The sequence below is a fragment of the Pontitalea aquivivens genome, from assembly GCF_046507575.1.
In the GTDB taxonomy this organism is placed as follows: Bacteria; Pseudomonadota; Alphaproteobacteria; order Rhodobacterales; family Rhodobacteraceae; genus Pontitalea; species Pontitalea aquivivens.
The window spans coordinates 1-23,376 of record NZ_JBKFEY010000033.1 but is presented as its reverse complement, the minus strand read 5'-3'; the positions used below and the strand labels follow the sequence as shown (position 1 = coordinate 23,376).

General features: G+C 63.4%; 24 protein-coding genes and 1 pseudogene. 22 read left to right on the top strand and 3 right to left on the bottom strand.

The genetic code is table 11. The features are described from left to right. From ACK8OU_RS18390 to ACK8OU_RS18355, 8 genes are all read left to right on the top strand, one after another. On the top strand, positions 1-906 hold a 906-nt coding region (locus ACK8OU_RS18390; RefSeq protein WP_410304812.1), incomplete at its 5' end, for a hypothetical protein. Then, positions 903-1,727 (top strand): CatB-related O-acetyltransferase, encoded by an 825-nt coding sequence (locus ACK8OU_RS18385; RefSeq protein ID WP_410304811.1) that lies wholly within the window; start codon positions 903-905, stop codon positions 1,725-1,727. The genes ACK8OU_RS18390 and ACK8OU_RS18385, both read left to right, overlap by 4 nt. Positions 1,728-1,737: 10 nt before the next feature. Next, positions 1,738-3,813: a capsular polysaccharide biosynthesis protein gene (locus ACK8OU_RS18380; protein ID WP_410304810.1), complete on the top strand. Its 2,076-nt coding sequence runs from the start codon at positions 1,738-1,740 to the stop codon at positions 3,811-3,813. Continuing rightward, positions 3,810-5,015 (top strand): hypothetical protein, encoded by a 1,206-nt coding sequence (locus tag ACK8OU_RS18375; RefSeq protein ID WP_410304809.1) that lies wholly within the window; start codon positions 3,810-3,812, stop codon positions 5,013-5,015. Before ACK8OU_RS18380 ends, ACK8OU_RS18375 begins: the two co-directional genes overlap by 4 nt. Beyond that, positions 5,012-5,794, top strand: coding sequence for an ABC transporter permease (locus ACK8OU_RS18370; protein ID WP_410304808.1), 783 nt, complete (start codon positions 5,012-5,014; stop codon positions 5,792-5,794). Before ACK8OU_RS18375 ends, ACK8OU_RS18370 begins: the two co-directional genes overlap by 4 nt. Next, positions 5,795-6,448 carry an ABC transporter ATP-binding protein gene (locus ACK8OU_RS18365; RefSeq protein WP_410304807.1) on the top strand — a complete coding sequence of 218 codons (654 nt, stop codon included), beginning with the start codon at positions 5,795-5,797 and terminating at the stop codon, positions 6,446-6,448. Continuing rightward, positions 6,445-7,116: a hypothetical protein gene (locus tag ACK8OU_RS18360; RefSeq protein ID WP_410304806.1), complete on the top strand. Its 672-nt coding sequence runs from the start codon at positions 6,445-6,447 to the stop codon at positions 7,114-7,116. The genes ACK8OU_RS18365 and ACK8OU_RS18360 overlap by 4 nt, the downstream gene beginning before the upstream one ends. Positions 7,117-7,437: 321 nt before the next feature. Further along, positions 7,438-8,238 (top strand): hypothetical protein, encoded by an 801-nt coding sequence (locus ACK8OU_RS18355; RefSeq protein WP_410304813.1) that lies wholly within the window; start codon positions 7,438-7,440, stop codon positions 8,236-8,238. A 138-nt stretch (positions 8,239-8,376) separates the two neighbouring features. On the opposite strand, the pseudogene ACK8OU_RS18350 reads toward ACK8OU_RS18355, so the two are convergent. Next, positions 8,377-8,475: pseudogene (locus tag ACK8OU_RS18350) on the bottom strand (hypothetical protein); the annotation flags it as partial. A gap of 117 nt (positions 8,476-8,592) precedes the next feature. Here ACK8OU_RS18350 and ACK8OU_RS18345 point away from each other — a divergent pair. Then, complete coding sequence (locus ACK8OU_RS18345) at positions 8,593-8,862, top strand: hypothetical protein (RefSeq protein WP_410304805.1); 270 nt, start codon at positions 8,593-8,595, stop codon at positions 8,860-8,862. Between the two features lie 9 nt (positions 8,863-8,871). Here ACK8OU_RS18345 and ACK8OU_RS18340 read toward each other — a convergent pair whose 3' ends face one another. Together ACK8OU_RS18340 and miaA are read right to left on the bottom strand one after the other, a co-directional pair. Further along, complete coding sequence (locus ACK8OU_RS18340; protein WP_410304804.1) at positions 8,872-9,813, bottom strand: helix-turn-helix domain-containing protein; 942 nt, start codon at positions 9,811-9,813, stop codon at positions 8,872-8,874. A 104-nt stretch (positions 9,814-9,917) separates the two neighbouring features. Continuing rightward, a complete protein-coding gene (gene miaA / locus ACK8OU_RS18335; RefSeq protein WP_410304803.1) occupies positions 9,918-10,796 on the bottom strand; it encodes a tRNA (adenosine(37)-N6)-dimethylallyltransferase MiaA in 879 nt (292 codons plus the stop codon). 85 nt (positions 10,797-10,881) lie between these two features. Between miaA and pyrH the strand changes: the two genes are divergently transcribed. The 13 genes from pyrH (at position 10,882) to lpxB (ending at position 23,252) form a co-directional block, all read left to right on the top strand. After that, a complete protein-coding gene (gene pyrH / locus ACK8OU_RS18330; RefSeq protein ID WP_410304802.1) occupies positions 10,882-11,613 on the top strand; it encodes a UMP kinase in 732 nt (243 codons plus the stop codon). Between the two features lie 187 nt (positions 11,614-11,800). After that, complete coding sequence (frr, locus tag ACK8OU_RS18325) at positions 11,801-12,364, top strand: ribosome recycling factor (RefSeq protein ID WP_410304801.1); 564 nt, start codon at positions 11,801-11,803, stop codon at positions 12,362-12,364. A 46-nt stretch (positions 12,365-12,410) separates the two neighbouring features. Then, complete coding sequence (gene uppS, locus ACK8OU_RS18320; protein ID WP_410304800.1) at positions 12,411-13,175, top strand: polyprenyl diphosphate synthase; 765 nt, start codon at positions 12,411-12,413, stop codon at positions 13,173-13,175. After that, on the top strand, positions 13,172-13,969 hold the full coding sequence (locus ACK8OU_RS18315) for a phosphatidate cytidylyltransferase (protein WP_410304799.1): 798 nt from the start codon (positions 13,172-13,174) through the stop codon (positions 13,967-13,969). Before uppS ends, ACK8OU_RS18315 begins: the two co-directional genes overlap by 4 nt. Positions 13,970-13,972: 3 nt before the next feature. After that, positions 13,973-15,151, top strand: a complete 1,179-nt coding sequence (dxr, locus tag ACK8OU_RS18310; protein ID WP_410304798.1) for a 1-deoxy-D-xylulose-5-phosphate reductoisomerase — start codon at positions 13,973-13,975, stop codon at positions 15,149-15,151. A gap of 3 nt (positions 15,152-15,154) precedes the next feature. Beyond that, positions 15,155-16,522 (top strand): RIP metalloprotease RseP, encoded by a 1,368-nt coding sequence (rseP, locus tag ACK8OU_RS18305; protein WP_410304797.1) that lies wholly within the window; start codon positions 15,155-15,157, stop codon positions 16,520-16,522. Between the two features lie 107 nt (positions 16,523-16,629). Next, on the top strand, positions 16,630-16,794 hold the full coding sequence (locus ACK8OU_RS18300; RefSeq protein ID WP_410304796.1) for a hypothetical protein: 165 nt from the start codon (positions 16,630-16,632) through the stop codon (positions 16,792-16,794). A 185-nt stretch (positions 16,795-16,979) separates the two neighbouring features. Continuing rightward, positions 16,980-19,310 carry an outer membrane protein assembly factor BamA gene (gene bamA, locus ACK8OU_RS18295; protein ID WP_410304795.1) on the top strand — a complete coding sequence of 777 codons (2,331 nt, stop codon included), beginning with the start codon at positions 16,980-16,982 and terminating at the stop codon, positions 19,308-19,310. Positions 19,311-19,318: 8 nt separating this feature from the next. Next, the gene (locus ACK8OU_RS18290) at positions 19,319-19,963 is read left to right on the top strand and encodes an OmpH family outer membrane protein (protein WP_410304794.1); all 645 of its coding nucleotides are present in this window, start codon (positions 19,319-19,321) and stop codon (positions 19,961-19,963) included. A gap of 84 nt (positions 19,964-20,047) precedes the next feature. Next, positions 20,048-20,509 carry a 3-hydroxyacyl-ACP dehydratase FabZ gene (gene fabZ, locus ACK8OU_RS18285; RefSeq protein ID WP_410304793.1) on the top strand — a complete coding sequence of 154 codons (462 nt, stop codon included), beginning with the start codon at positions 20,048-20,050 and terminating at the stop codon, positions 20,507-20,509. Between the two features lie 3 nt (positions 20,510-20,512). Beyond that, entirely contained in the window at positions 20,513-21,307 is a 795-nt protein-coding gene (gene lpxA, locus ACK8OU_RS18280; RefSeq protein WP_410304792.1) for an acyl-ACP--UDP-N-acetylglucosamine O-acyltransferase, read from the top strand. Next, a complete protein-coding gene (locus ACK8OU_RS18275) occupies positions 21,304-22,113 on the top strand; it encodes an LpxI family protein (protein WP_410304791.1) in 810 nt (269 codons plus the stop codon). The genes lpxA and ACK8OU_RS18275 overlap by 4 nt, the downstream gene beginning before the upstream one ends. Beyond that, on the top strand, positions 22,110-23,252 hold the full coding sequence (lpxB, locus tag ACK8OU_RS18270; RefSeq protein ID WP_410304790.1) for a lipid-A-disaccharide synthase: 1,143 nt from the start codon (positions 22,110-22,112) through the stop codon (positions 23,250-23,252). The genes ACK8OU_RS18275 and lpxB overlap by 4 nt, the downstream gene beginning before the upstream one ends. Positions 23,253-23,376: the final 124 nt, after the last annotated feature.

The window sequence follows — 23,376 nt, the reverse complement described above, 5'->3', positions numbered from 1 at the left end:
CTTCAGAATGCTGCAGTCGAACGAAAAGCCTATGAGCTCTACCTGACGGAAAGTGGTTTTTACGACGCTAAAATGCCCGCGGTTGTGGATGTTGGCTGGAAGGCTAACATCCAAGGGGCCTTGGGCGCGCTTACTGGCCGGCGGCTCACTGGCTATTATTACGCCACGTTGCAAGACAGCGAAATATGGCTTGATCAGGGCGATAGCCATCGTGGATATGTCGGTCAGGGTTTGGCACCGCAGATTTCGACGTCGGCCGTGGTCCAAAACAGGCAGTTATCAGAGTTTCTGCTCTGCCATAGCGAGCCTTCGCTCGTTACCATGAGAATGTCCAACGGTCGTGCGCAGCCGATGTTCCGTCCCGAGGCAAATCATATGCCTCGCCGTCTCTTCATTGACGCGGTGCATAGAGGCGCCTTGGATTTTGTTCGCAATTATAGGTCTGGATTCGCCGATCTCGCAGACCAAATTTATATCGACCCAGCACTGGCCGAGATGGCCTTCCGGCAGTTTGTGGACTCGCCAGTTGCAACTGATGCAAAGTTGCTCATGAACCAGTCGTTCGAAGACGCGGTGGGTGGAATTCCGCAAAAATTCATTGTTTCGCCTAGTTCAAAGGATCATGTGCGAGACTCCGTCTGGAAAGCTGGAGCAAGAGCAGCACATGCATCGCCACCTACTGCAAAGAAGCCGACTCGGCCCGTGCCCTCATCAGCAAAAACCGGACCGCATGCGCCAACCAGCATCAAGGCAGAACGAAAGCGACCGCTTGAGCAGTCGATCGCAAAGATGGTCCTGGGCGAACGAAAACTTAATAAATACCTCCGTGATCGGGCAGAGTTCTTTGGCGACAGCCGTTCAACCCTGCTCAGAGCCTACTATCGAATCACGGCGGATCAAGTATGACAGGCTCGAAACAAGCGTCGGCAAAAACTTCAGCAAAGGATATCACGCATAAAGAAGGCATTGACGCTAAAGACTTGGCGCGACTTGGATTGACGATATCAAAGGTGTCGCAAATCGGACGCCAATTAACTTTTGAAACTGCCACGAGATTATCCGATACGGTATGCCTTGGGTCGGAGGAAGTTGGGGCGTTCAGCTACTGTGGGCCTAAATTTGAACTAAGAAATTCTACTATCGGCCGCTTCTGCTCGATTGCTGCAAATGTTTCAATAGGAGCACCGGAGCATCCCATCGATTGGGTCAGCTCGCATCCCGTGCAATACAATGGCCTTACATGGTTTTCGGAAGCGGAGCATTGGACTGATTTTGCTAATCCTGATCTCAGATGGCGAGGTAACTCTCATCGGACGATGATCGGCAATGATGTCTGGATCGGGCGCAATGTTGTTGTCCGCCAAGGTGTTACGGTGGGAGACGGCGCCATCATCGGTGCAAACTCCTTCGTAAACAGAGATGTTCCATCCTACGCGATTGTCGCGGGTCAACCGGCTCGATTGATACGCTATCGTTTCTCGGCGGAAATACGGGATATATTGCTAGATTTGCGTTGGTGGAACTCGGTTCCCCCTAAAGGAGAACGCCTTCGCTACGATGATCCAGAAAACTTTGTAAAGCGTTGGCAGGAGTTGCGGTCAAACGAACAGTTAAAGCGTTTCGTACCCAAACAGTACTGTGTTCGAAACGTAGGCGGCTCTTATGAAGTCAACGCCATCGGTTTCGATGAAGTAGCAGAGACGGAAACGATTTCAAATCGTGGGTAAAGTTGAACGAATGGTCACGCGTCTTCGTAAGCTGCCGCAGTGGCTACGGCTGATTGCGGGGCATCTTCTGCTGATTGACAGTGATCGGCGACAAGTGACACTTGTCACATCAATGGACCTTGCCGATCATCCAACGCTTCGAGTGATCCTTGGACGCGCGCCAGCTTTCCACAGCCGACTGCTGCCTTCGCGCGCGGCCTTGTATATTGGGTGGGGGCGCAAATGGTCGGGCCGAAGGGCCGTTGCGATCGCGGAGGCGACCGGGACCGATTTCTGCCTTTTGGAAGATGGCTTTCTCCGTTCGGTTGAGCGCGGCGATCTTGGACTATCGCTGATCTTTGATCACGAGGGCATCTACTACGACGCCACGGGACCATCGGCGCTTGAAGAAATGATCGCGGCAACTCTACCGAATGGCGAAGAAGTTCGCGCTAGCGCGATCATGAGTGCTTGGCGCGACTTTGGTCTGTCGAAATTCAATGCTGCGCGGGATCATGAAAAGCAGCTGCCTCCGCAATATGTGCTAGTCGCTGATCAGGTCGCAGGGGATCTTTCAATAGAATTTGGGCTTGCCGATGTGGCCGCGTTTGAACGAATGCTGGAAGCTGCGCTCGAAGAAAACCCCAATAAGACCATCGTCGTGAAGCTGCACCCCGATGCACTTAAGAGGCCGAGACGGCGTCATTTCGATCCTGAAATCTTAGGTGCAATCCCGAGGCTAAGGGTTATTTTGGACAACTGTCACGTTGCCCATTTGATCAAGAACGCAGATGCCGTCTACACTGTGACCTCGCAGGTCGGTTTCGAAGCTTTGATCTGGGGTAAGCGTGTGCGCTGTTTCGGGATGCCCTTCTACGCCGGCTGGGGGTTGACAGATGACGAACTGCCTGCACCGAAGCGGCGAAAGCCCGTGGCGCTCGAGCAACTCGTTCATGCGGCACTAGTCAAATATCCCCGCTACATCGACCCCGTGACTATGACCCGCTGCGAACCCGAGTGTAGCTTTGCGCATGTCGGATTGCAGCGCCGGAAACGACAGGAATTTCCCGAGCAGATTTTGGCCATCGGGTTCTCGCGTTGGAAACGACTGTTCATTCAGCGATTTCTGCAAGGCTCCTATGTGGTGTTCGCTAAAACACCCCCTGCCGTCTCGCCATCACAATCTCCTCTCGTCATCGCTCTGTGGGGCAGTGCCGATGCGCCGGCGCTCCCGTCGAACGCGACCATCTTGCGAATGGAGGACGGCTTTCTGCGTTCCTCTGGACTTGGCGCCGACCTCGTGCGGCCGCTGTCGCTGGTCATCGACGATATCGGGATTCATTATGACGCCACGCGCCCTTCGAGGTTGGAGCGCATTCTCGAAACGCAAGTGCTGGATCATGCGGCTGTCCTGCGTGCGGATGAACTCCGCGACAGGATCATTGAGCTCGACCTTACAAAATACAACCTGGGTAATGAAACCTGGGATCGCCCCAACGGGCTTAGCCCGGTAATTCTCGTGGTCGGCCAGGTCGAAACGGACGCCTCGATCCGGCTCGGCTCACCAGAAGTCAGGTCCAATGTCGAACTTCTCAGACGCGTCAGGCAGGAAAACCCATCCGCCCATATCGTGTACAAGCCGCACCCCGATGTTTTGGCTGGCCTCCGCCGCCAAGGTGATGGAGAGCGGGATGTGCTGGCTTTGGCCGATGAGGTCCTTGCGCGACCAGTGTCTCTAGGCCAGCTTCTGGGACAGGTCGATGAAGTGCATACGATGACTTCGCTGTTGGGCTTCGAGGCGCTGATCCGGGGTGTCAAGGTCGTCTGCCACGGTCTCCCCTTCTACGCGGGCTGGGGGTTGACGGAAGACAGGATACCGTGCCTCCGCCGAACGCGGCGACTGACGGTCGCAGAATTGGTTCATGGGGCCCTGATCTCTTACCCTCGATATTTCAACTATGAGCGGGACTGCTTTGTCGAGCCCGAGCAGGCGGTGGAACAACTTGCAGCCATGGCAAACCGTGGCCCTCAGCGCCGGAACTTGCATCGCAAATTCTTGCGGAGCGCCATTCTGGCTTGGCTTAAGCTTAAGGGAAACACGCGATGACCAATGCCAAGAACGACGAGCGGTCGGTGACAAAGGGCAAGGTGCTGACGCTTGGCAACTCGGCGGCGATCGACCCGAGCGATCGGCAGGAGAGACGCCGCCTCAGCAGATTACTGGTGTCGTTCCTCCTGTGCGTAGTGCTGCCGCTTTTTGCTGCTATGCTCTACTATGCGACCTTCGCTACGGACCGCTATGCGGCTCGCGCGGGCTTCTCTATCCGCGGTATCGATACGAATGCCGGGATTGACGGGATTGGCGCCTTGACCGGCCTTGCCAGCACCGGCTCGACGACATCGGACTCCTACATCGTTCTCAGCTACCTCGGCAGTCGCGAACTTCTGGAGGCAGTGGATTTCGAACTTGATCTGCGTGGCGTTTATTCTTCACGCGACGTTGATCCGCTCTCGCGGCTGGATGCCGATGCAACGGTCGAGGATTTCCTCGAGTACTGGAACAGGCGCATCCACACTCAATTCGACCCGACCTCTGGGATCATCGAGTTTGAGGTTCAATCCCTTAGCCCGGAACATGCGCAAGAAATCGCAGCAGCGGTTCTGCGCCTTACCCAAACCCTGGTGAATGAACTCTCCGCGAATGCTCGAAGCGACGCGCTCCGGTTTGCACGGGCAGAGGTGGAACTTCAGGAGGCCCGCTTACGGCAGGCACTCAGCACAATTCGCGATTTCCGTGCCTCCGAGCAATCCGTCGACCCCTCTGCAAGTGCCGCGCTTGAGATTGAGCTGATTGCTAGCCTTGAGGCGCGTCTTATCGACGTCAATGCTCGCATTTCCGCCTTGCGCCAAACCCTCGACGAAAACGCGCCCAGCCTCACCGCGCTGCGGCGCAACGCAGAGGCGCTGGCCGCCCAGATCGTTGAACGTCGTGAGGCGATCGGCAGCGAGGTGCTTGGAGAAAGCGGTGTCAGCGCTGTCAGCCAGCAACTGGCCCTTTATGAGGAACTGGAGGTCGAACGCAGCCTGGCCCAACAGGCCTACGCATCGGCCCTGGCGTCGCTCGAGCAGGCGCGGAGGGACGCCGACCGGCAACAACGCTACCTCGCGATTCATTTGCGGCCACAGGCGCCTGAATCCGCACAATATCCTCGCAGCTTGCGCAACCTTCTGATCCTTGGCTTCGCATTGGTCGCGGCATGGGGTGTCGGCACGCTGATGACATATTCTGTTCGGGACCATCTCACATGAGGCTGGTCAGCACGCACGAGCTTCTGTCGCTGCAATTGCGCGTGATCGCCAGCCTCGTTGTGCGCGAAACCCGCGCGACATTTGGAACATCGCCGTTCGGCTACGTCTGGGCGATCATCACGCCGACCGTTGGCGTTGGCCTGCTGGCGTTCCTCTTTAGCATGATCGGCCGTCAGCCCCCCTTTGGCTCAAGTCTGGCCCTGTTTTTCGCGACGGGCATCCTCACCCTGCAGTTCTTCAATGAGCTCTCGAATAAGCTCATGACGGTATTCGATGCAAACCGGGCTCTTCTGACGTATCCGATCATCAAAGATGTCGACACATTGATCTCCCGGGCCGTGTTGGTGGCCGCCACCTACGTGGTGATCATGGTCGTCTTTTATGCCGCGCTGATCGCCCTGAACCTAGCGCCACTTCCCGCTCATCCTGAGCATGTCATTTTGGCCTTCCTCGCGGCCTTCCTTCTGGGTTTTGGCTTTGGCACGCTCAACGCTGTAATTGCATCGCTGTGGGAAACGTGGACTCAGATTGAAAAGATCCTGACACGGCCCTTGTTCTTTATCTCTGGGATATTCTACGTCCCGAGCCAGCTCCCCCCGCAGGCCCGCGAGGTGCTGCAATGGAACCCCGTGCTGCACCTTGTCGAATGGTTCCGGCATGGGTTCTACCCGAACTACAATTCAACGCTCCTTGATGTCTGGTATCCGGTCGGAGTGGGGGCAGGGATGCTGTTGGTGGGGTTGGCTGGCGAGCGGCTGTTCCGGCAGGCGAGATATTAGATGCTCGTCTTCGACAAGGTCAGCAAATACTACCGAGTGGGAGGGGTGAAAAAGACGATCCTGTCCGATTTTTCCTTTGCGTTTCCGGCGGATCGTAATGTCGGGATCATGGGCAAAAATGGGGCGGGCAAATCTACGATGATGCGCCTGATGGCCGGCATAGAGCCGCCGAACCTAGGCAAGGTCTTTCGGACATCACGCGTGTCATGGCCACTGGGTTTTTCCGGCGGCTTCAACGGCAGCATGACCGGCATTGAGAACATCCGCTTCGTGTCGCGCATCTACGGGCAGGACCCGGTGCGCGTCATCTCCTACGTCACCGAATTTGCTGAACTGGGGCCGTCACTGCGCTTGCCGATCAAGGCCTATTCGAGCGGCATGAAGGCCAGATTGGCCTTCGGCCTCAGCATGGCGATCGACTTCGATGTCTACCTGATCGACGAGGTCACCGCCGTTGGAGACGAGGATTTCAAGAAAAAGAGCAAAGCTGTGTTTCAGGACAAGCTCGCCAAGAGCCAGATAATCATGATCTCCCACTCACCCAGCACCATCGCACAATATTGCGACTGCGGCTTGCTGCTGGAGGGAAGCCGCATCCGGTTCTTCGATCGGACCGATGACCTTCTTCTTGCCTATAAGGAGCTCAACACGTGATGCTGGGCCAAAGAGTGCACTTCACCAACCGCCGGATTAGTCTTGCCCTCCAATTTGTCGTTGGCATCTTTGGTGTTGCCGCAGCTTCTCCTGCCCATGCGGAAGGATGGCGGGTCGGAGTCTATTCTGGACAGTGGGCGGATACACGGCTTCCATACCTGCCCTACAATGCGGCCACGGGGCGGCTGACCTTCGACGAAAGCTATTTGACCTCGGTCATCTTGTCCCGCCATTTGCTTGCAAGGGATATTTTCATTCCCCATACGTCTATCGGGTTCGCGGACGCGCGCATGGAACTCGAGGGAACCGCGAATTTTCATAGCGGGCTTCAAACCCATGAGGAAGTAACCCTCGGTGTTATGCTGCGGACGCGAGACTATGATCTTGCGTCCACAGGAACCATCAACTTCGGCTGGGCCAACGGTTTTTCCTATGCCGTGTCACCGCCCGCATACGAATACGGAACGAACCTTGTGCGCGGAGAAGATACTGTGCAATTCCAATACTATATGGGTTTTGAGGCAGAATACGCACATACGTCATGGGAGCGGTTGAGTGTCTTTGCCCGGTTGCATCACCGCTCCGGGATCTATGGCGTCATTTCGCCGTCGCGGACTGGATCAAACATCATCGGCTTGGGTGTGAGGCTGAGGCTTGGCGCAAGGTGAGTTTGCAGCATGTTTGTGAGCGGATGAATTTCGAAGTCAGGCCCGCTTGGGTCGCTTGATTTACCAACTTCAATCGGCTTAAATGATTGCAATGACTTACGTGGTGGAGAAGGTTGGACGTCAGACCCATCCCCTCCGCCAAAAAACTTGAATTCTGAATAATTTCAATGTTTTTCTGGATGTGCTCTTCTTATCATCCCCATTTCGTCCGCCATACTGAATTACCATGCCAACCAGCGCATTGCGCTTACGCGTGGATTTGTTCGCTGGAAAACGATATGATAGATTTGGTCGTCACAAGTATATTTGGAGGAATTTGTCATGGCGAAGCTTGCGAGCCTTTGGATTGGTGGCGAACTTAGCCCTCTTGAGCAAGTGTCTGCGGCATCGTTTGCCGCCCAGAACGACGACCTCATCATCTACAGCTACAAGCCCTTGCAGAGCCTTCCTAAAGGCGTCGAGAACCGAGACGCCTTGGAGGTGTGGAACGAATCCCGCATTCTTCGCTTTCGAAATGGCAGTCCAGCGCCGCATGCTGACTTGTTCCGGTACAGGCTGATGCGCGAAACCGAAAGAACATGGGTTGACCTGGACATTATCGCGCTGCGGTCTTTTGAATTTGGAAATGACTATGTGTTTGGATTGCAAGATGAACGAGTCGTTGGCAGCGGTGTTCTTCGCCTGCCCGGCGATTCCCGCACAACCCAGGCGTTGAATGAGTTGAGTCTGGATACTGTGGGGTATCCCAAGCATTTCAGCATGGCACGAAAGGCAAAATGGCAAATCAGGACGGGCTTCAAGGGGCTGCCGATTGCAGAATGGCGCTGGGCGTGGACCGGTCCCTATCTGCTTACCCATTTGCTGAAGATACACGGGGAGTTTCAGCACGCGCTTCCGAAGGAGACCTTCTACAAGGTCGATGACGTGAGGAAGTTTCTTGAACCCGACGGGCTACGCGTTGAATCCTATTCCTCTGACTGTTACGGTGCTCACTTCTGGGGGAGTCAGATCAGATCGCTGCTGAGAAGCGACTTTAGCGATACCATTCCCAAAGACAGCTTTCTGGGTTGGGCTATGCAAGAATTCTTGAAAGTCAGTGCACCTGCATCCCATGCCTGCTAGGGTGCGGTTGATTGCCAGAATATCAACATGGCATTTGGGGCGTTCAGCCTGCCAACGCTGCCTTTGCGTTTCTGCTATTCCCGCCTTGCCCTCAGCGGTTTTTGGCCCCGTGCTCTTGTCCCCGTGAAACGCACAACGCTTTCGCCTGGGTTCGCTCTTGTTGCGACAGGGCTGCGCCGACCTCGTCTTGGCCCCGCAGATCGCTGAGGGCGCCCAGAACCTTCTGCGCCTCGGCACTGTCGCGGGCGACCTTCAGTTCATCGAGGCGCAGCAGCAGCGCCTCGCGTTCCTGACGGTTCTCGATCCCGCGCACTGCGGCGCTCTGCTCACCATAGGCCAGGATCGTGCGCTCATGTGGTCGCCGATTATTCCGGCTATGACAGTGAGGCGTTGCGCGCCCTCATTGCCCAGACGTTGCAGGCCGAGGCCCAGATCAAGCGCAACCGCAGCCGCACGCTATCTTGTCCCATCGACTGGGCGATCTACAGGGAGAGCCACCTGGTTGAGTGTTTCTTCAACCGCATCAAACGCTTCCGCTGCATCGCCCTGCGCGCCGAAAAAACCCTCGCCGCCTTCACGGCGTTCGTCTCAATCGCTTGCGCAATGGCGTGCTCGCTTGAATGAAGACACCTTCTAGTTGCCCGCGCGGCGGAAGTCCGAGGGCGTCTTGCCGGTTTTCGCGTGGAAGGCGCGGGTGAAATAGGCGGCACTGGCAAAGCCAAGGGTGCGTGCGATGTCCTGCACCGGGGCGCGGGTTTCCGACAGCAGGCGGCGTGCCTCATAAAGCCGGCGGTCCTGCAGCAGGTCCGAAGCCGGTCGTCCGCAGGTTTCGCGGCAGACGCGCGACAGATGGGTGGGCGTCACCCCCAGTTCGGCGGCAAAATCCGCCACGCCATGCCCGGACCGGAAATCGCGTTCCAGCAGGGCCGCATAGCGCGCGACCAGGCGGCGGGCGGCATTGGGCCGGGGGGCAGGGGTTTCGGCCTGGGCCAGCGCCACCTGGCGTTCCAGCCAGACGTCGAGCAGGCCCAGATGGTGGCGCGCGGCACGGTCCGCGCCGGGGCGGCGGGTATCCAGTTCACGCGCGATCGCATCGATGATGCCTGACAGTTCGGCCTGTGGCGCGGCCTCGCGGATGCGCAGGTGCTGGGCGGACGGGGGCAGGATCATGTCGCTGCCCCGCCCGAAGAACACCGCCTGGCCATGCGTCTGCGTGCCCGGATCGAAGCCGTGCATCACCCCGGCGGGAATGAAGATCGCGTTATGCGCCCCATAGCCGCGCGTGACGCCGCCCAGCGTGATTCGACCCTGGCCGCGGGTGAACCACAGCAGGCAGGGTTCGGACAGGGCGCGCATCGCCTCGACCCGCCAGCGCCCGCCCTGGGCCAGCCGCGGGATCGCCACCACGCGCGGCTGCGACGGGGGATCGGGCAGCAGCGGGGTGGCGCGGCGTTCGGCGGGCGCTGTGGCACCTTGCGATGCGCCGGGGGCAATGCCGGGACCTGTTTGGGGACCATCCCCCTGTGCGGATGGGGCGGACAGATGCGACAGCGGCGGAGCGGTGAACAGTTTCACGCGGGTGGCCTTTGCAAGCGGTGTTTCCTGCGCGAAGACTAGTTGCGAAGCCCTTTTATTCCAAAGGAAATCTTTGGTCTCGGCGGAAATGGGCCGGCCTGCGGTCAAGGCCGCAGGATCTTGTGCCAGGCACCCATCCGGCCACGAAACCATGTGCGCTGGCGCTTGGCATATTGGCGCGAGGCCGCCTGGGCCGCGTGCCGCGCCGTCTCCAGAGACAGTGTGCCGCGAAGATGCGCGATCAGTTCGGGTGCCCCGATCGCCTTGGCCCAGGGGGCGGTGGGGTCCCAGTGCGGCAGGACGGCGCGAACCTCATCCAGCGCGCCTTCCTCCAGCATGCGGTCGAAGCGGCGGTCGATGCGGTCGGCCAGCCAGTCGCGATCCGCCGCAATCAACAGCGCGGTGCAGGCCGTCAGCGGCAGCAGGGGCGGCGGGGTTTGCGCCTGCCAACGTGCCAGGCCCTGCCCGGTGGCGGCCAGTACCTCCCAGGCGCGCTGGATACGGGCGGGGTTCAGCGGATCGATCCGGGCGCGCGTCGCGGGGTCCAGTTCGGCCAGCAGCGCCCCGGGGCCTTCGGCGGACATCCGCCGGTCGGCCAGCGCGCGCAGATCCGCCGGGATCGCGGGGATCTCGGCCAGGCCTTCGGTCAGCGCCGACAGATACAACCCGGTCCCCCCCACGATGATCGGCCGGATGCCGCCGGCCAGAAGCCCCGCCACCTCACGCAGCCAGTGGCCCACGGAATAGGCCTGCCCCGGATGCACATGGCCATAAAGCGCATGTGGTGCTGCCGCCTCATCCGCAGCCGGGGGCCGCGCGCTCAGCACCCGCCAGCAGGACCAGACCTGCAGCGCATCGGCGTTCACGACCACCCCCCCCTGCGCCCGGGCGATCGCCAGCGCCAGATCGGATTTGCCGCTGGCGGTGGGTCCGGCAATCAGCACCGGGCGGCCCGGGTCGATGTCATCAAGGATGTCGTTCATCTTGCCCCTGCAAACGCGTGGTTGAACCCGCGCCCCATTTGCGACATTTTGCGCGCCGAAGACAACCGCATGACATGAGGGCCAGATGCGCGCAGAAACCGATGGCAAAGTGAAATACAAACGGGTTCTGCTGAAAATCTCGGGCGAGGCCCTGATGGGCGACCAGGGCTTCGGCCTGCACCCGCCAACCGTGGCGCGCATCGCGCAAGAGGTGAAATCGGTCCATGACATGGGGGTCGAGATCTGCATGGTGATCGGCGGCGGCAACATCTTCCGCGGCCTGTCCGGGGCCGCCCAGGGGATGGAGCGTACAACCGCCGATTACATGGGCATGCTGGCTACCGTGATGAACGCGCTTGGCATGCAGGCCGCGCTGGAGGCGCTTGGCATCCATACCCGCGTGATCAGCGCGATCCCGATGGATCAGGTCTGCGAACCCTATATCCGCCGCCGCGCCGTACGACATCTGGAAAAGAAGCGCGTCTGCATTTTCGCCGCCGGCACCGGCAACCCCTATTTCACCACCGATACCGCGGCCACGCTGCGCGCCAATGAAATGGGCTGCGAGGCGATCTTCAAGGGCACCAAGGTGGACGGGGTCTATGACAAGGACCCCAAGAAACACGCCGATGCCAGGCGCTACGATACGGTCAGCTATGACGAGGTGCTGCAAAAGCACCTGGGCGTGATGGATGCCTCGGCCATCGCACTGGCGCGCGACAACAACCTGCCGATCATCGTTTTCAGCCTGGATGAGCCCGGCGGCTTCCGCGGCATCCTGGCGGGCGAAGGCACCTATACCCGCGTCCAGGGATGACCGGGCGCGCCGCGTCCCGGCCCTGCGCGGGCGGGGCGGCCGGCATGAGTATTTTTGCCAAGAAGAAACGCACAGGTCTTCTTCTTGGCGGAAATACTCCGGGGGTCCGGGGGCAGCGCCCCCGTTTTCCCTACACATGGGCGCAAATCGCCGCTAAACACATGGAAACGAACTACCGGGGGACCAGATGTCCGACGATCTCGAGATTGACACCGACGGCCTGCAGCGCCGGATGGAAGGCGCCATGGCTGCGCTGAAACAGGAATTCGCCTCGCTGCGCACGGGACGCGCCTCGGCTTCGATGGTCGAGCCGATCATGGTGGATGCCTATGGCTCGATGACGCCGATCAACCAGGTCGGCACCGTCAACGTGCCCGAGCCGCGGATGGTGACCATCAATGTCTGGGACAAGGGGCTGATCGGCAAGGTGGAAAAGGCGATCCGCGAATCCGGCCTGGGGATCAACCCGCAGACCAACGGTCCGATCATCATGCTGCCGATCCCCGAGCTGAATGAGGAACGCCGGCGCGAGCTGACCAAGGTTGCCGCGCAATATGCCGAACATGCGCGCGTGGCGATCCGCAACGTGCGCCGCGATGGCATGGACCAGATCAAGAAGGCCAAGGGCAATGGCATGTCCGAGGACGATCAGAAGGTGTGGTCCGACGAGGTGCAGGATCTGACCGACACGTTCATCGCCCAGGTGGACAAGGCGCTTGAGGGCAAGCAAGCCGAGATCATGCAGGTTTGAGCGGCCTCCCATCGCGAAAGGCGGACCGATGGCCATGACCGACCCCATGTCTGATCCCGACGATGTTCCGGCGGCCGCGGTTGATGCGGCGGCGGGCGGTTGCCCGGATCATGGGGTGGCGCATGTCGCCATCATCATGGATGGCAACGGGCGCTGGGCGAAGAACCGTGGCTGGCCGCGGCTTGTCGGCCATCGCCGTGGCGCCGAGCGGGTCAAGCAGATCGTCCGCGCCTGCCCGGATCTGGGGGTGCGCTGGCTGACGGTCTATGCGTTTTCCACCGAGAACTGGAAGCGTTCGACCGAAGAGGTTTTGGGCCTGATGGGCATTTTCGCGCGCTATATCGAGCGCGAGGCCGACGGGCTTTCGGCCGAGGGGGTGCGGATGCGCTTCATCGGCGGGCGTGAGCGGCTGGACCCGCGGTTGCAAAAGCTGATGGCCGGGATCGAGGAGCGCACGGCGGCCAACAGCCGGCTGAACCTGACGGTGGCGATCAACTATGGCGGCCGGGATGAGCTGGCGCGCGCCGCGGCGCGGCTGGCATGCGATCATGCGGCGGGGCTGATCGGCGCCGATCAGCTGGATGAGGCGGCGCTGGCCGCGCGTCTGGACACCGCCGGCACCCCCGATCCCGATCTGGTGATCCGCACCAGCGGTGAGACGCGGGTGTCGAATTTCCTGCCCTGGCAGGCGGCCTATGCGGAATATGAATTCACCCCCACGCTCTGGCCCGATTTCACGCCCGAGGAACTGGGCGCGATTCTGGCGCGCTTTGGCGGGCGCGAGCGTCGCTTTGGCGGGGTCAAGACATGAGCCGGGCCGCCGCGTCGGATCGCTGGAATGATCTGCCCAGGCGCCTGATCTCGGCGCTGGCGATGCTGGCGGTGGGGGGGGGTGCGATCTGGTGGGGCGGGCTGGTCTTTGCCGAAGTCGCGGTGCTGGTGACGGGTCTGATGATCTGGGAACTGGCGCGGATGACGGCGCCGGACCGGCCGGGCGATGCCCGGGCGCTGGGGCTGCTGGCGGGGCTGGTGCTGGGGGTTGTGCTGTGGCTGCATGCGCCGTTCGCGCTGGCGTTGCTGATCGTGCCGCCGGTGCTGGGCCTTTTGCGCCCGCGCCGCGATCCGGCGGTTTTTCTGGTCTATGCGCTGGCGGTGATGCTGGCGGGCTATGGGCTGGTGGCCCTGCGGGCGGGCCATGGGCTGGGTGCCATCACCTGGATCGTGGCGGTGGTGGTCGTATCGGACATCCTGGGTTATTTCGCCGGGCGGATGCTGGGCGGGCCCAGGTTCTGGCCGCGCGTCAGCCCGAAGAAAACCTGGTCCGGCACGGTGGCGGGCTGGATTGGTGCCGCGCTGGTGGGGCTGGCCTTCGTGCAGGCCGGCGGCGGCTGGGGGCTGGTGTGGCTGTCGCCCTTCATCGCCTTTGCGGGCCAGATGGGCGACATCGCCGAAAGCGCGATCAAGCGGCGCGCGGGCGTCAAGGACAGTTCCAGCCTGATCCCGGGGCATGGCGGTGTGCTGGACAGGTTCGACGCGCTGCTGGGCGCGGTGCTGCTGGTGCTGGCGATCGCGCAGGTGATGCCGCTGCCCCTGACGGAAGGCTAGGCGATGCGGCGTGTTTCGGTGTTCGGGGCGACCGGATCCATCGGGGAAAGCACCTTTGATCTGTTGATGCGGCAGGGCGGGCCGGCGGCGTTCCGCACCATTGCGCTGACCGGGGGGCGCAACGTGGCGCGGCTGGCCGGACAGGCGCGCGCGTTGCGCGCCGAAATCGCCGTTACCGCGCATGACGACTGCCTGCCCGCCCTGCGCGCGGCGCTGGCGGGATCGGGGATCGCGGCGGCGGCGGGGGCGCAGGCGCTGATCGAGGCCGCAGACCGCCCCGCCGACTGGGTCATGAGCGCGATCGTCGGCGCGGCGGGGCTGGCGCCGGGGTTTCACGCGCTGCGCCACGGCGGCACGCTGGCGCTGGCCAACAAGGAATCGCTGGTGACCGCCGGCCCCCTGCTGATGGCCGAGGCCGCGCGCCATGGCGCGCGCATCCTGCCCGTGGACAGCGAACATTCCGCCGTCTTCCAGGCGCTGGTGGGCGAGGACATGGCCGCGGTGGAACGCATCATCATCACCGCTTCGGGCGGGGCGTTCCGCGATTGGCCGCTGGAACGGCTGGAACATGCGACCGTGGCCGAGGCGTCCAGCCATCCGAACTGGGCGATGGGGCAACGGATCACGATCGACAGCGCATCCATGTTCAACAAGGCGCTGGAAGTCATAGAAACGAAAGAGTTTTTTGGGATTGACCCGGACCGGATCGAGGTGCTGGTGCATCCCGAAAGCCTGGTGCATGCGCTGGTGGGGTTCCGCGATGGCGCGCTGATGGCGCATCTGGGCGCGCCCGACATGCGCCATGCGATCGGCTATGCGCTGAACTGGCCCGACCGGCGCGCGCTGCCGGTGGCGCGGCTGGATCTGGCGGCGATCGGCAGCCTGACCTTCCGCGCGCCCGACCTGACACGTTTTCCCGCGTTGCGGCTGGCGCGCGCGGTGATGGCCACGGGCGGCACCGCGGGCGCGGCCTTCAACGCCGCGAAAGAGGCGGCGCTTGACGCCTTCATTGCCGGGCGGATCGGTTTTCTGGACATGGCGCGGGCGGTGGAAACGGTGCTGGCGGAAATGTCATCGCCCGGGGGTCTTGGAAATGCCGCGATCAGCCTGGATAACGTGATGGCAACCGATGCCGAGGCCCGCGAACGGCTGTGGGCGCGGGTCAGGACGGGAAGGATCTGAGGGTTGGATTTCATGGGCCTGGTGCCGGATTTCGGCAGTCTTCTGTACACGGTCGGCGCCTTCGTGCTGGCGTTGTCGGTGATCGTGGCGGTGCATGAATACGGCCATTACATCGTCGGGCGCTGGTCGGGCATCCGGGCCGAGGTGTTTTCGCTGGGCTTCGGGCCGCGGCTGATCAGCCGGGTGGACCGGCGCGGCACGCGCTGGCAGATCGCGCTGATCCCGCTGGGGGGCTATGTGAAATTCCTGGGCGATGCCAATGCGGCCTCGGCGGGGGCGGATGATGCGGCGATGGCGGGGTTGTCGACCGAGGATCGGCGCCACACCATGCACGGCGCGCCGCTGTGGGCGCGGGCGGCGACGGTCGCGGCGGGGCCGGTCTTCAACTTCATCCTGTCGATCCTGATCTTTGCGGGCATGATCCTGTGGTCGGGCCTGCCCACGGAACGCCCCGTGGTGGGGGCGGTGGTGGCGCTGCCGGGCGGCAGCCATGATCTGCAAGCGGGCGATGAGATTCTGGCCGTGGCCGATCTGCCGGTGGCCGGTTTTGCCGCGCTTGGCACGGTGATCGCCGATTTGCCCCCGGGCGAGACGCTGCCCTGGCGGGTGCGCCGCGACGGGGCCGAGGTCGATCTGACCGGCCCGCAGCTTTACCCCGCGCGGGTGGCGGGTGTTGCGGCGCAATCGGCGGCCCATGCGGCGGGGCTGCGCCCGGGCGATGTGATCGTGGCGGCCGATGGCGCGCCGATGCACCGCTTTGCCGATCTGCAGGCGGCGGTGCGCGCGGCCGAGGGCGCGGCGCTGACCCTGGCGGTCTGGACGCCTGCGGCCGGGGTCGATCCGGGGCAGGGCGGGACCACCCGCGATGTGGTGCTGACGCCCAAGGTCACCGACCTGCCGCTGCCGGGCGGCGGCTTTGAAACCGATTACAAGATCGGCGTGGTGGGCAGTTTCGTTTTTGAACCCCAGACCCGGCCCGCCTCGGTCACCGAGGCGTTTGGCGGTGCCGTGACCGAAACCTGGGGGGTGATCGTGTCTTCGCTGTCGGGGCTGTGGCACATGATCACCGGCGCGATTTCGTCGTGCAACCTGCGCGGCGCGATCGGCATTGCCGAAACCTCGGCGGCGGCGGCGGAATCGGGGGCGGGCAACTTCATCTGGTTCATCGCGGTGCTGTCGGCGGCGATCGGGCTTCTGAACCTGTTTCCGATCCCGGTTCTGGATGGCGGGCATCTGCTGTTCCACGCCTGGGAGGCGGTGGCGGGCAAGCCGCCGTCGGACAAGGTGCTGAATGCGCTGACGGCGCTGGGGCTGGCGCTGGTGCTGACGCTGATGGTCTTTGGCCTGTCGAACGACCTGCTTTGCCCCTGACGGCGGCGGCGGGGCGCGCGCGCCCTTCGCATCCCCCCTCTCTCTTTGGGTCGTATTTTCGCCACAAAGGGGGTGCAGATATCGGGCAGCAACCGTGGGGGGCACCGATGACGCAGATGATCGCAGACAGCTATCGCGGATTGTCCCTGGCCATCGTGGTGGCGCTGGAGGTGTTGCTGATGCCCGCGGCCATTGCCGTGGCGCTGACCGGCGCGGCGATGATCGGCCTGCAGCTGATCGACCTGCTGGCCCCCATGCCGCACCGGCTCTGACCGCGGGTGTTTTCCACATGCGTTTCGTGCGGCCCGGCGCTTTACGCGGGGGGCTGCGTGCTGCGTGCAACGCGCCGGCGCATAGATGCTGTGGCCGGTCATCGGCTTTTGACAAAATCGTGCTTTCCCGTTACTTCAATTGCATCAAGGCAGTCTGAACGAAACAGAGGGGCAGGGAGAGCACGATGGGCAATCGGCAGATGGGGGCGCGGCTGGCCCGGGCCGTCCTTAGGGTGGTGTCGGTTTTTGCCGTTCTGGCAATCGTTTGGCTGCAGGGCGCTGGCGTAGCGCAGGCACAAAGTTATCGCTTCGACCAGGTCGTGATCGAGGGAAATGAGCGGATCGAACCCGCGACCATCCTCAACTATGCCGGAATCGGGCGCGGCCAGGCGATTTCAGCCGGGACGCTGAACGATGCCTATCAGCGGCTGCAGGGATCGGGCCTGTTCGAAGAGGTCGAACTGATCCCCGCGGGCACCACGCTGCGCATCCGCGTGCAGGAATATCCCACGATCAGCATCATCAACTTCGAAGGCAATGCCCGCCTGAAAGATGAAATGCTGGCCGAACTGGTGCAATCGCAGCCCCGCCGCGTCTATTCGCCCGCCATCGCCGAGGCCGATGCCAACCGCATCGCCGAGGCCTATGCCGAATCCGGCCGTCTGGCCGCGCGCGTCACCCCCAAGGTGATCCGCCGCGACGGCAACCGCGTCGATCTGGCCTTTGAAATCCGCGAAGGCAGCGTGACCGAGGTCGAACGCGTGTCCTTCACCGGCAACCGCGCCTTTTCAGACCGTCGCCTGCGTCAGGTGATCGAGACGAAACAGGCCGGCATCTTCCGCCGGATCATCCAGAGCGATACCTATGTCGCGGGCCGGATCGATTTCGACCGCCAGCTGCTGACCGATTTCTACCGCTCGCGCGGGTATATCGATGCGCAGGTAACTGGCGTCGCCTCGGAAATGGCGCGCGAACGCGATGGGTTCTTCGTGACCTTCAATGTCCGCGAAGGCCAGCAGTTCCGCTTCAACAACGTCACCACCGTGTCCGAGGTGCCGGGCGTCGATGTGGCCGACTTCGCGCCGCTGGCCAAGATCCGGTCCGGTACGGTCTATTCGCCCTCGGCGGTGGATCTGGCGATCACCCGGATGGAAGGGCTGGCGCTGCGCAAGGGGCTGAACTTTGTCCGGGTGGAACCGCGCATCACCCGCAACGACCGCAACCAGACGCTGGACCTGGAACTGGCGCTGACCCGCGGCCCGCGCGTCTTTGTCGAACGTATCGACATCGAAGGCAACACCACCACGCTGGACCGCGTGATCCGCCGCCAGTTCCGCACCGTTGAAGGCGACCCCTTCAACCCGCGCGAAATCCGCAATGCCTCGGAACGCATCCGTGCGCTTGGCTTTTTCAGCAATGCCGCCGTCGATGCGCGTCAGGGCAGCAGCGCCGAGCGGGTCGTGGTCGATGTCAATGTCGAGGAACAGCCCACCGGATCGCTGTCCTTCGGGGCCAGCTATGGTGTCAGTTCGGGATTCGGGGTGAACGTGGCGGTGTCGGAAGCGAACTTCCTGGGCCGTGGCCAGTTTGTCAGCCTGCAGATCGGCACGACCAGCGACAACCAGCAATCGTCCTTTACCTTCGTCGAACCCTTCTTCCTGTCGCGCGACCTGCGCTTCCGGTTCAACGCCTATTACAACACCTCGGAAAACGACAATTCCGACTATTCGACCCGTCTGGCGGGGATTTCGCCCTCGATCGAATTCCCGGTGTCGGAAAACGGCCGGCTGGAGCTGCGCTACAGGCTGTCAAAGGACAAGCTGTATAACGTCGCGGCAGGGTCGTCCCTGGCGCTTCAGGCCGAGGAAGGCGATCTGTGGAGCTCGGCGCTTGGCTATACCTATAGCTATGACACGCGCACTTCGGGGCTGAACCCCAATGCCGGCGTGCTGCTGCGCTTTGGCCAGGACTATGTCGGCGCGGGCGGCGATGTCGAGGCGGTGGTCACCAGCGCGCTGGTGTCGGCGCAGACCAAGGTGATGCAGGAAGAGGTCACGCTGCGCGCGGAACTGGAAGGCGGTGCCGTTCATTCGCTGGGCGACAACAGCACCCGCGTGATCGACCGCTTCAGCGGCGCGCGCAAGATCCGCGGCTTTGAATACAATGGCCTTGGCCCGCGCGATCTGGGCGCCGTGAACGAGGATGCGCTGGGGGGCAACTATTTCGCCGTGGCGCGGTTCGAGGCGGAATTCCCGCTGGGCCTGCCCGAGGAATATGGCGTCGCGGGCGGCCTGTTCCTGGATGTCGGCTCGGTCTGGGGGCTGGACGATATTACCAAGGCCAATGCGGCGGACCTGGGCGGCAGCGACGATCTTAGCTGGCGGTCGGTGATCGGTTTCTCGCTGTTCTGGGATACGGCGATCGGGCCGCTGCGCTTCAACTTCTCGAAGGCGTTGGTCAAGGAAGATTACGACCTTGAACAGAACTTCGACCTGACCATCTCGACCCGGTTCTGAGGTCGGGGATGGTTCGGGGCGCGGGACTGGCGGCGCTGGTGGGGCTGATCGTGGCCCTGCCCATCGATGGCGCCACCGCGCAAGAGCCGGGGGCGGCCGCCCGCCCCGCGGCCGAACCCCGCGTGATCGTGCCCAGCCCGGTGCTGACGCTGGACTGGGACCGGCTTTACGAAGGTTCGTTGTGGGGCAGGCGGGTGCGGGCGGAATTCGCCGCCGCCTCGGCCGCGTTGCAGGCGGAAAACACCCGCATCACCGAACAGCTGACCGAAGAGGAACGCAGCCTGACCGAACGGCGCGCGACCCTGGATGCCGAGATCTTCCGGCGTGAGGCCGATGCCTTCGACGCCCGCGTCACCGAAATCCGCGCTGCGCAGGAAGAAAAGGCCCGCGCCATCGGCCGCAAGCTGGAAGAGGAACGCCAGGCCTTTGTCCAGGCCGCCATCCCGCAGATCGATGCCGTGCTTCAGGCGCGCGGCGCGGTGGTGATGCTGGATGCGCGTGCGATCATCCGCGGCCTTGCGGCGATCGACGTCACCGGGGACCTTGCCGCGCGCGTCGATGCGGTGATCGGCCCCGGGGGCGAGCCTGCCGCCGGGACAGAACCACCCGCCGCGAACGGGGATGCGCCCCAGGCGCCGCCCGCGCAGGATTAAGCCGGGCTTCTTGCCAAGGGGCGGCCAGGTTGCTAGCAAGTCCGCAACGGCGCCCGCGCCAGGACAGACCGGAAGGACCCCCCGATGAGCCAACCCGCCCCCTATACCGAGGCCGATCTGGGCCTGATCAAGCGCATCATCCCGCATCGCTATCCGTTCCTGTTCATCGACAAGGTGCGCGACATCGTTCCCTTCAAGGGCGCGGTCGGAATCAAGAACGTCACCTGCAACGAGCCGCATTTCGAAGGCCATTTCCCCGATATGCCGATCATGCCGGGCGTGACCATCGTCGAGGCGATGGCGCAGACCTCGGCCGTGGTCGTCGGTATTTCGCTTGACGTGATCGACAAGCCGCTTCTGACCTATTTCATGGGCATCGACGCCTGCAAGTTCCGCCGCAAGGTGGTGCCGGGCGATGTGCTGGAACTGCATGTCAGCGTCAAGCGTGGCGGCGGCAAGATCTGGAAATTCTACGGCGAGGCGATGGTCGAGGGCCAGCTGGCCGCGCAGGCGGAATTCACCGCGATGATGGACCTGCAGGGGTAAGCCATGAGCATCGACCCCTCGGCGCAGATCCATCCCTCCTCGGTTGTCGAGGCAGGCGCCACGATCGGCCCCGGCTGCCGCATCGGCCCCTTCTGCCTGATCGGCCCCGAGGTGGTTCTGGGCGCGCGCGTCGAGGTGAAATCCCATGCCGTGATCACCGGCGCGACCGAGATCGGCGAGGAAACGGTGATCTTCCCCTTCGCTTCGGTCGGCGAAATCCCACAGGATCTGAAATTCACGGGCGAGCGCACGCGGCTGGTGATCGGTCGGCGCAACCGCATCCGCGAACATGTGACGATCAACACCGGCACGGCGGGCGGCGGCGGGATCACCGCGATCGGGGATGATTGCCTGCTGATGGCGGGGGCGCATGTGGCGCATGACTGCCGGGTCGGCAACCATGTGATTCTGGTGAACAATTCCGCCGTGGCCGGGCATTGCGTGATCGAGGATCAGGTGATCGTGGGCGGCCTGTCGGGCGTGCATCAATGGGTGCGGATCGGGCGCGGGGCGATCATCGGCGCGCTGTCGATGGTGACGGCCGATGTGATCCCGCACGCGCTGGTGGCGGGGCCGCGCGCGCAGCTGGAGGGGCTGAACCTTGTCGGCCTCAAGCGCCGGGGCGTGGCACGGGGCGACATCAGCGCGCTGCGCGATCTTTACATGGCGCTGTCCGAGGGCAATTTCCGCGACAGCGCGCGCCGTCTGTCCGAGGACGGCGCCGACAGTGCCGAGGTGCGCGAGGTGCTGGACTTCATTCTGGGACCGTCGGACCGGTCCTTCCTGACCCCGCGATGAGCGGTACCGCGCTGATCGCCGGAACCGGCGCGCTGCCCCGCCTGTTGGCCGCGGCCGTCCCCGGCATGCTGATCTGCGAGATGGAGGGCTTTCCCGCCGCGATCCCCGGCGCCACGCCCTTGCGGTTCCGCGTCGAACGGCTGGTGCCGTTTCTGGATGCGCTGGTCGATCAGGGCGTGACGCGGGTGGTCTTTGCCGGTGCCATGCGTCGCCCGCGGCTTGAACCGGAACTGTTCGACGCGCGCACCGCCAGCCTTGTGCCGCGATTGGTGGGGGCGATGCAGGCGGGCGATGATGCGACGTTGCGCGCGGTGATCGAACTGTTCGAGGAATGGGGCCTTGCGGTCGTTGGCGCCGATCAGATCGCGCCCGATCTGGTTCCGGGGGCGGGCGTTCTGGCGGGCAACCCGGGGCCCGGGGATGCCCGCGATGCCGACCGCGCGGCGGCGATCGTGGCGTCCCTTGGCGCGGTCGATGTGGGGCAGGGTGCCGTGGTGGCGCAGGGCCTGTGCCTGGCGGTGGAAACGCTGCCCGGCACCGATGCGATGCTGGACTTTGCCGCACTTCATCAGGGCCTGCGCCCCGATCCCGCGGGCGGTCGGGGCGTGTTCTACAAGGCGCCCAAGCCCGGGCAGGACCGTCGCATCGACCTGCCTGCGATCGGGCCGGAAACGGTGGCGCGTGCTGCTGCGGCTGGCCTTGCGGGCATCGCCTGGCAGGCGGGCGGGGTGCTGCTTCTGGACCGCGCGGCAACGATCGCCGCGGCCCATGACGCGGGCCTGTTTCTCTGGGCGCGCGAGCCATGAGACTGTTCCTGATCGCCGGCGAGCCTTCGGGCGACAAGCTGGGCGCGGCCCTGATGGCGGGGCTGAGACAACTTGCCCCCGGCGTTGAATTTCACGGCATCGGCGGCCCCTTGATGGAGGCCGGGGGGCTGACAAGTCGCTTCCCGATGGAAGAACTGTCGGTCATGGGCCTGTGGGAGGTGCTGCCGAAATACCGCCACCTGAAACGCCGAATCGCGGAAACCGCGCAGGCGGTGACAGACCTTTCCCCCGATGCGCTGATCACCATCGACAGCCCCGATTTCACCCTGCGCGTCGCGCGCCTGGCCCGCGCGGCGCGGCCCCGGCTGCGCACGATCCACTATGTCGCGCCCTCGGTCTGGGCCTGGCGGCCGGGGCGCGCGGCAAAGATGGCCGGGGTCATCGATCATGTGCTGGCGTTGCTGCCGTTCGAACCGCCCTATATGCAGGCCGCCGGGATGAGCTGCGATTTCGTCGGCCACCCCGTGGTGTCCGACCCGCGCGCCACCAGGGCCGAGGCCGATGCCTTCCGTGAAACGCACATGATCGGCCCCGATCAGCCGCTGGTCCTGTGCCTGCCCGGATCGCGCGCGGGTGAGGTCAAGCGCCTTGGCCCCCGCTTTGATGAGGCGCTGATGCGGCTGCGCGACCGCGAACCCGGGCTGCGCGTGGTCTTGCCCACGGTGCGGGGCGTGGCGCCGCTGGTGCGGGCGATGGCCGCGCGCTGGCCGGTGGCCCCGATCGTGGTGGAAGAGGCCGCCGACAAGCGCGCGGCATTTGCCGCGGCCGATCTGGCGCTGGCGGCCTCGGGCACGGTCAGCCTGGAACTGGCGGCGAACCGCACGCCGATGGTGATCGCCTATGACATGGCGCCGCTGAGCCGCTTTCTGATCGCACGGCTGTTGCGCGTCGACACGGTGACGCTGGTCAACCTGGTGTCGGAAACCCGGGCGATCCCTGAATTTCTGGGTCGCGCCTGTCGGCCCGGCGCGATTTCCCAGGCGCTTCTGAACCTGCTGGAACGCCCCGAGGCGCGGGCCGCGCAACTGGCCGCGATGGAGGTGACCATGCAACGCCTGGGCGAGGGCGGCGCGCCGCCCGGCGTGCGGGCGGCGCGATCGGTGCTGAACGTGCTCTGACCCCTTCGGCTTTGTCCAAATATCCCGGGGGTCCGGGGGCAGAGCCCCCGGCGCGGGAACTGGCGGATAGGGGGGGGGGGGGGGGCGCCCCCCCCACCCCCGGCCGGCCAAGACAGAAACAAAA

Bases quoted from the DNA above. Each gene is read 5' to 3' on its own strand.
- ACK8OU_RS18385 (WP_410304811.1), top strand. From the start codon at position 903: ATGACAGGCTCGAAACAAGCGTCGGCAAAAACTTCAGCAAAGGATATC.
- ACK8OU_RS18380 (WP_410304810.1), top strand. From the start codon at position 1,738: ATGGTCACGCGTCTTCGTAAGCTGCCGCAGTGGCTACGGCTGATTGCG.
- ACK8OU_RS18375 (WP_410304809.1), top strand. From the start codon at position 3,810: ATGACCAATGCCAAGAACGACGAGCGGTCGGTGACAAAGGGCAAGGTG.
- ACK8OU_RS18370 (WP_410304808.1), top strand. From the start codon at position 5,012: ATGAGGCTGGTCAGCACGCACGAGCTTCTGTCGCTGCAATTGCGCGTG.
- ACK8OU_RS18365 (WP_410304807.1), top strand. From the start codon at position 5,795: ATGCTCGTCTTCGACAAGGTCAGCAAATACTACCGAGTGGGAGGGGTG.
- ACK8OU_RS18355 (WP_410304813.1), top strand. From the start codon at position 7,438: ATGGCGAAGCTTGCGAGCCTTTGGATTGGTGGCGAACTTAGCCCTCTT.
- miaA (WP_410304803.1), bottom strand. From the start codon at position 10,796: ATGAACGACATCCTTGATGACATCGACCCGGGCCGCCCGGTGCTGATT.
- pyrH (WP_410304802.1), top strand. From the start codon at position 10,882: ATGCGCGCAGAAACCGATGGCAAAGTGAAATACAAACGGGTTCTGCTG.
- frr (WP_410304801.1), top strand. From the start codon at position 11,801: ATGTCCGACGATCTCGAGATTGACACCGACGGCCTGCAGCGCCGGATG.
- uppS (WP_410304800.1), top strand. From the start codon at position 12,411: ATGTCTGATCCCGACGATGTTCCGGCGGCCGCGGTTGATGCGGCGGCG.
- ACK8OU_RS18315 (WP_410304799.1), top strand. From the start codon at position 13,172: ATGAGCCGGGCCGCCGCGTCGGATCGCTGGAATGATCTGCCCAGGCGC.
- dxr (WP_410304798.1), top strand. From the start codon at position 13,973: ATGCGGCGTGTTTCGGTGTTCGGGGCGACCGGATCCATCGGGGAAAGC.
- ACK8OU_RS18300 (WP_410304796.1), top strand. From the start codon at position 16,630: ATGACGCAGATGATCGCAGACAGCTATCGCGGATTGTCCCTGGCCATC.
- bamA (WP_410304795.1), top strand. From the start codon at position 16,980: ATGGGCAATCGGCAGATGGGGGCGCGGCTGGCCCGGGCCGTCCTTAGG.
- ACK8OU_RS18290 (WP_410304794.1), top strand. From the start codon at position 19,319: ATGGTTCGGGGCGCGGGACTGGCGGCGCTGGTGGGGCTGATCGTGGCC.
- fabZ (WP_410304793.1), top strand. From the start codon at position 20,048: ATGAGCCAACCCGCCCCCTATACCGAGGCCGATCTGGGCCTGATCAAG.
- lpxA (WP_410304792.1), top strand. From the start codon at position 20,513: ATGAGCATCGACCCCTCGGCGCAGATCCATCCCTCCTCGGTTGTCGAG.
- ACK8OU_RS18275 (WP_410304791.1), top strand. From the start codon at position 21,304: ATGAGCGGTACCGCGCTGATCGCCGGAACCGGCGCGCTGCCCCGCCTG.
- lpxB (WP_410304790.1), top strand. From the start codon at position 22,110: ATGAGACTGTTCCTGATCGCCGGCGAGCCTTCGGGCGACAAGCTGGGC.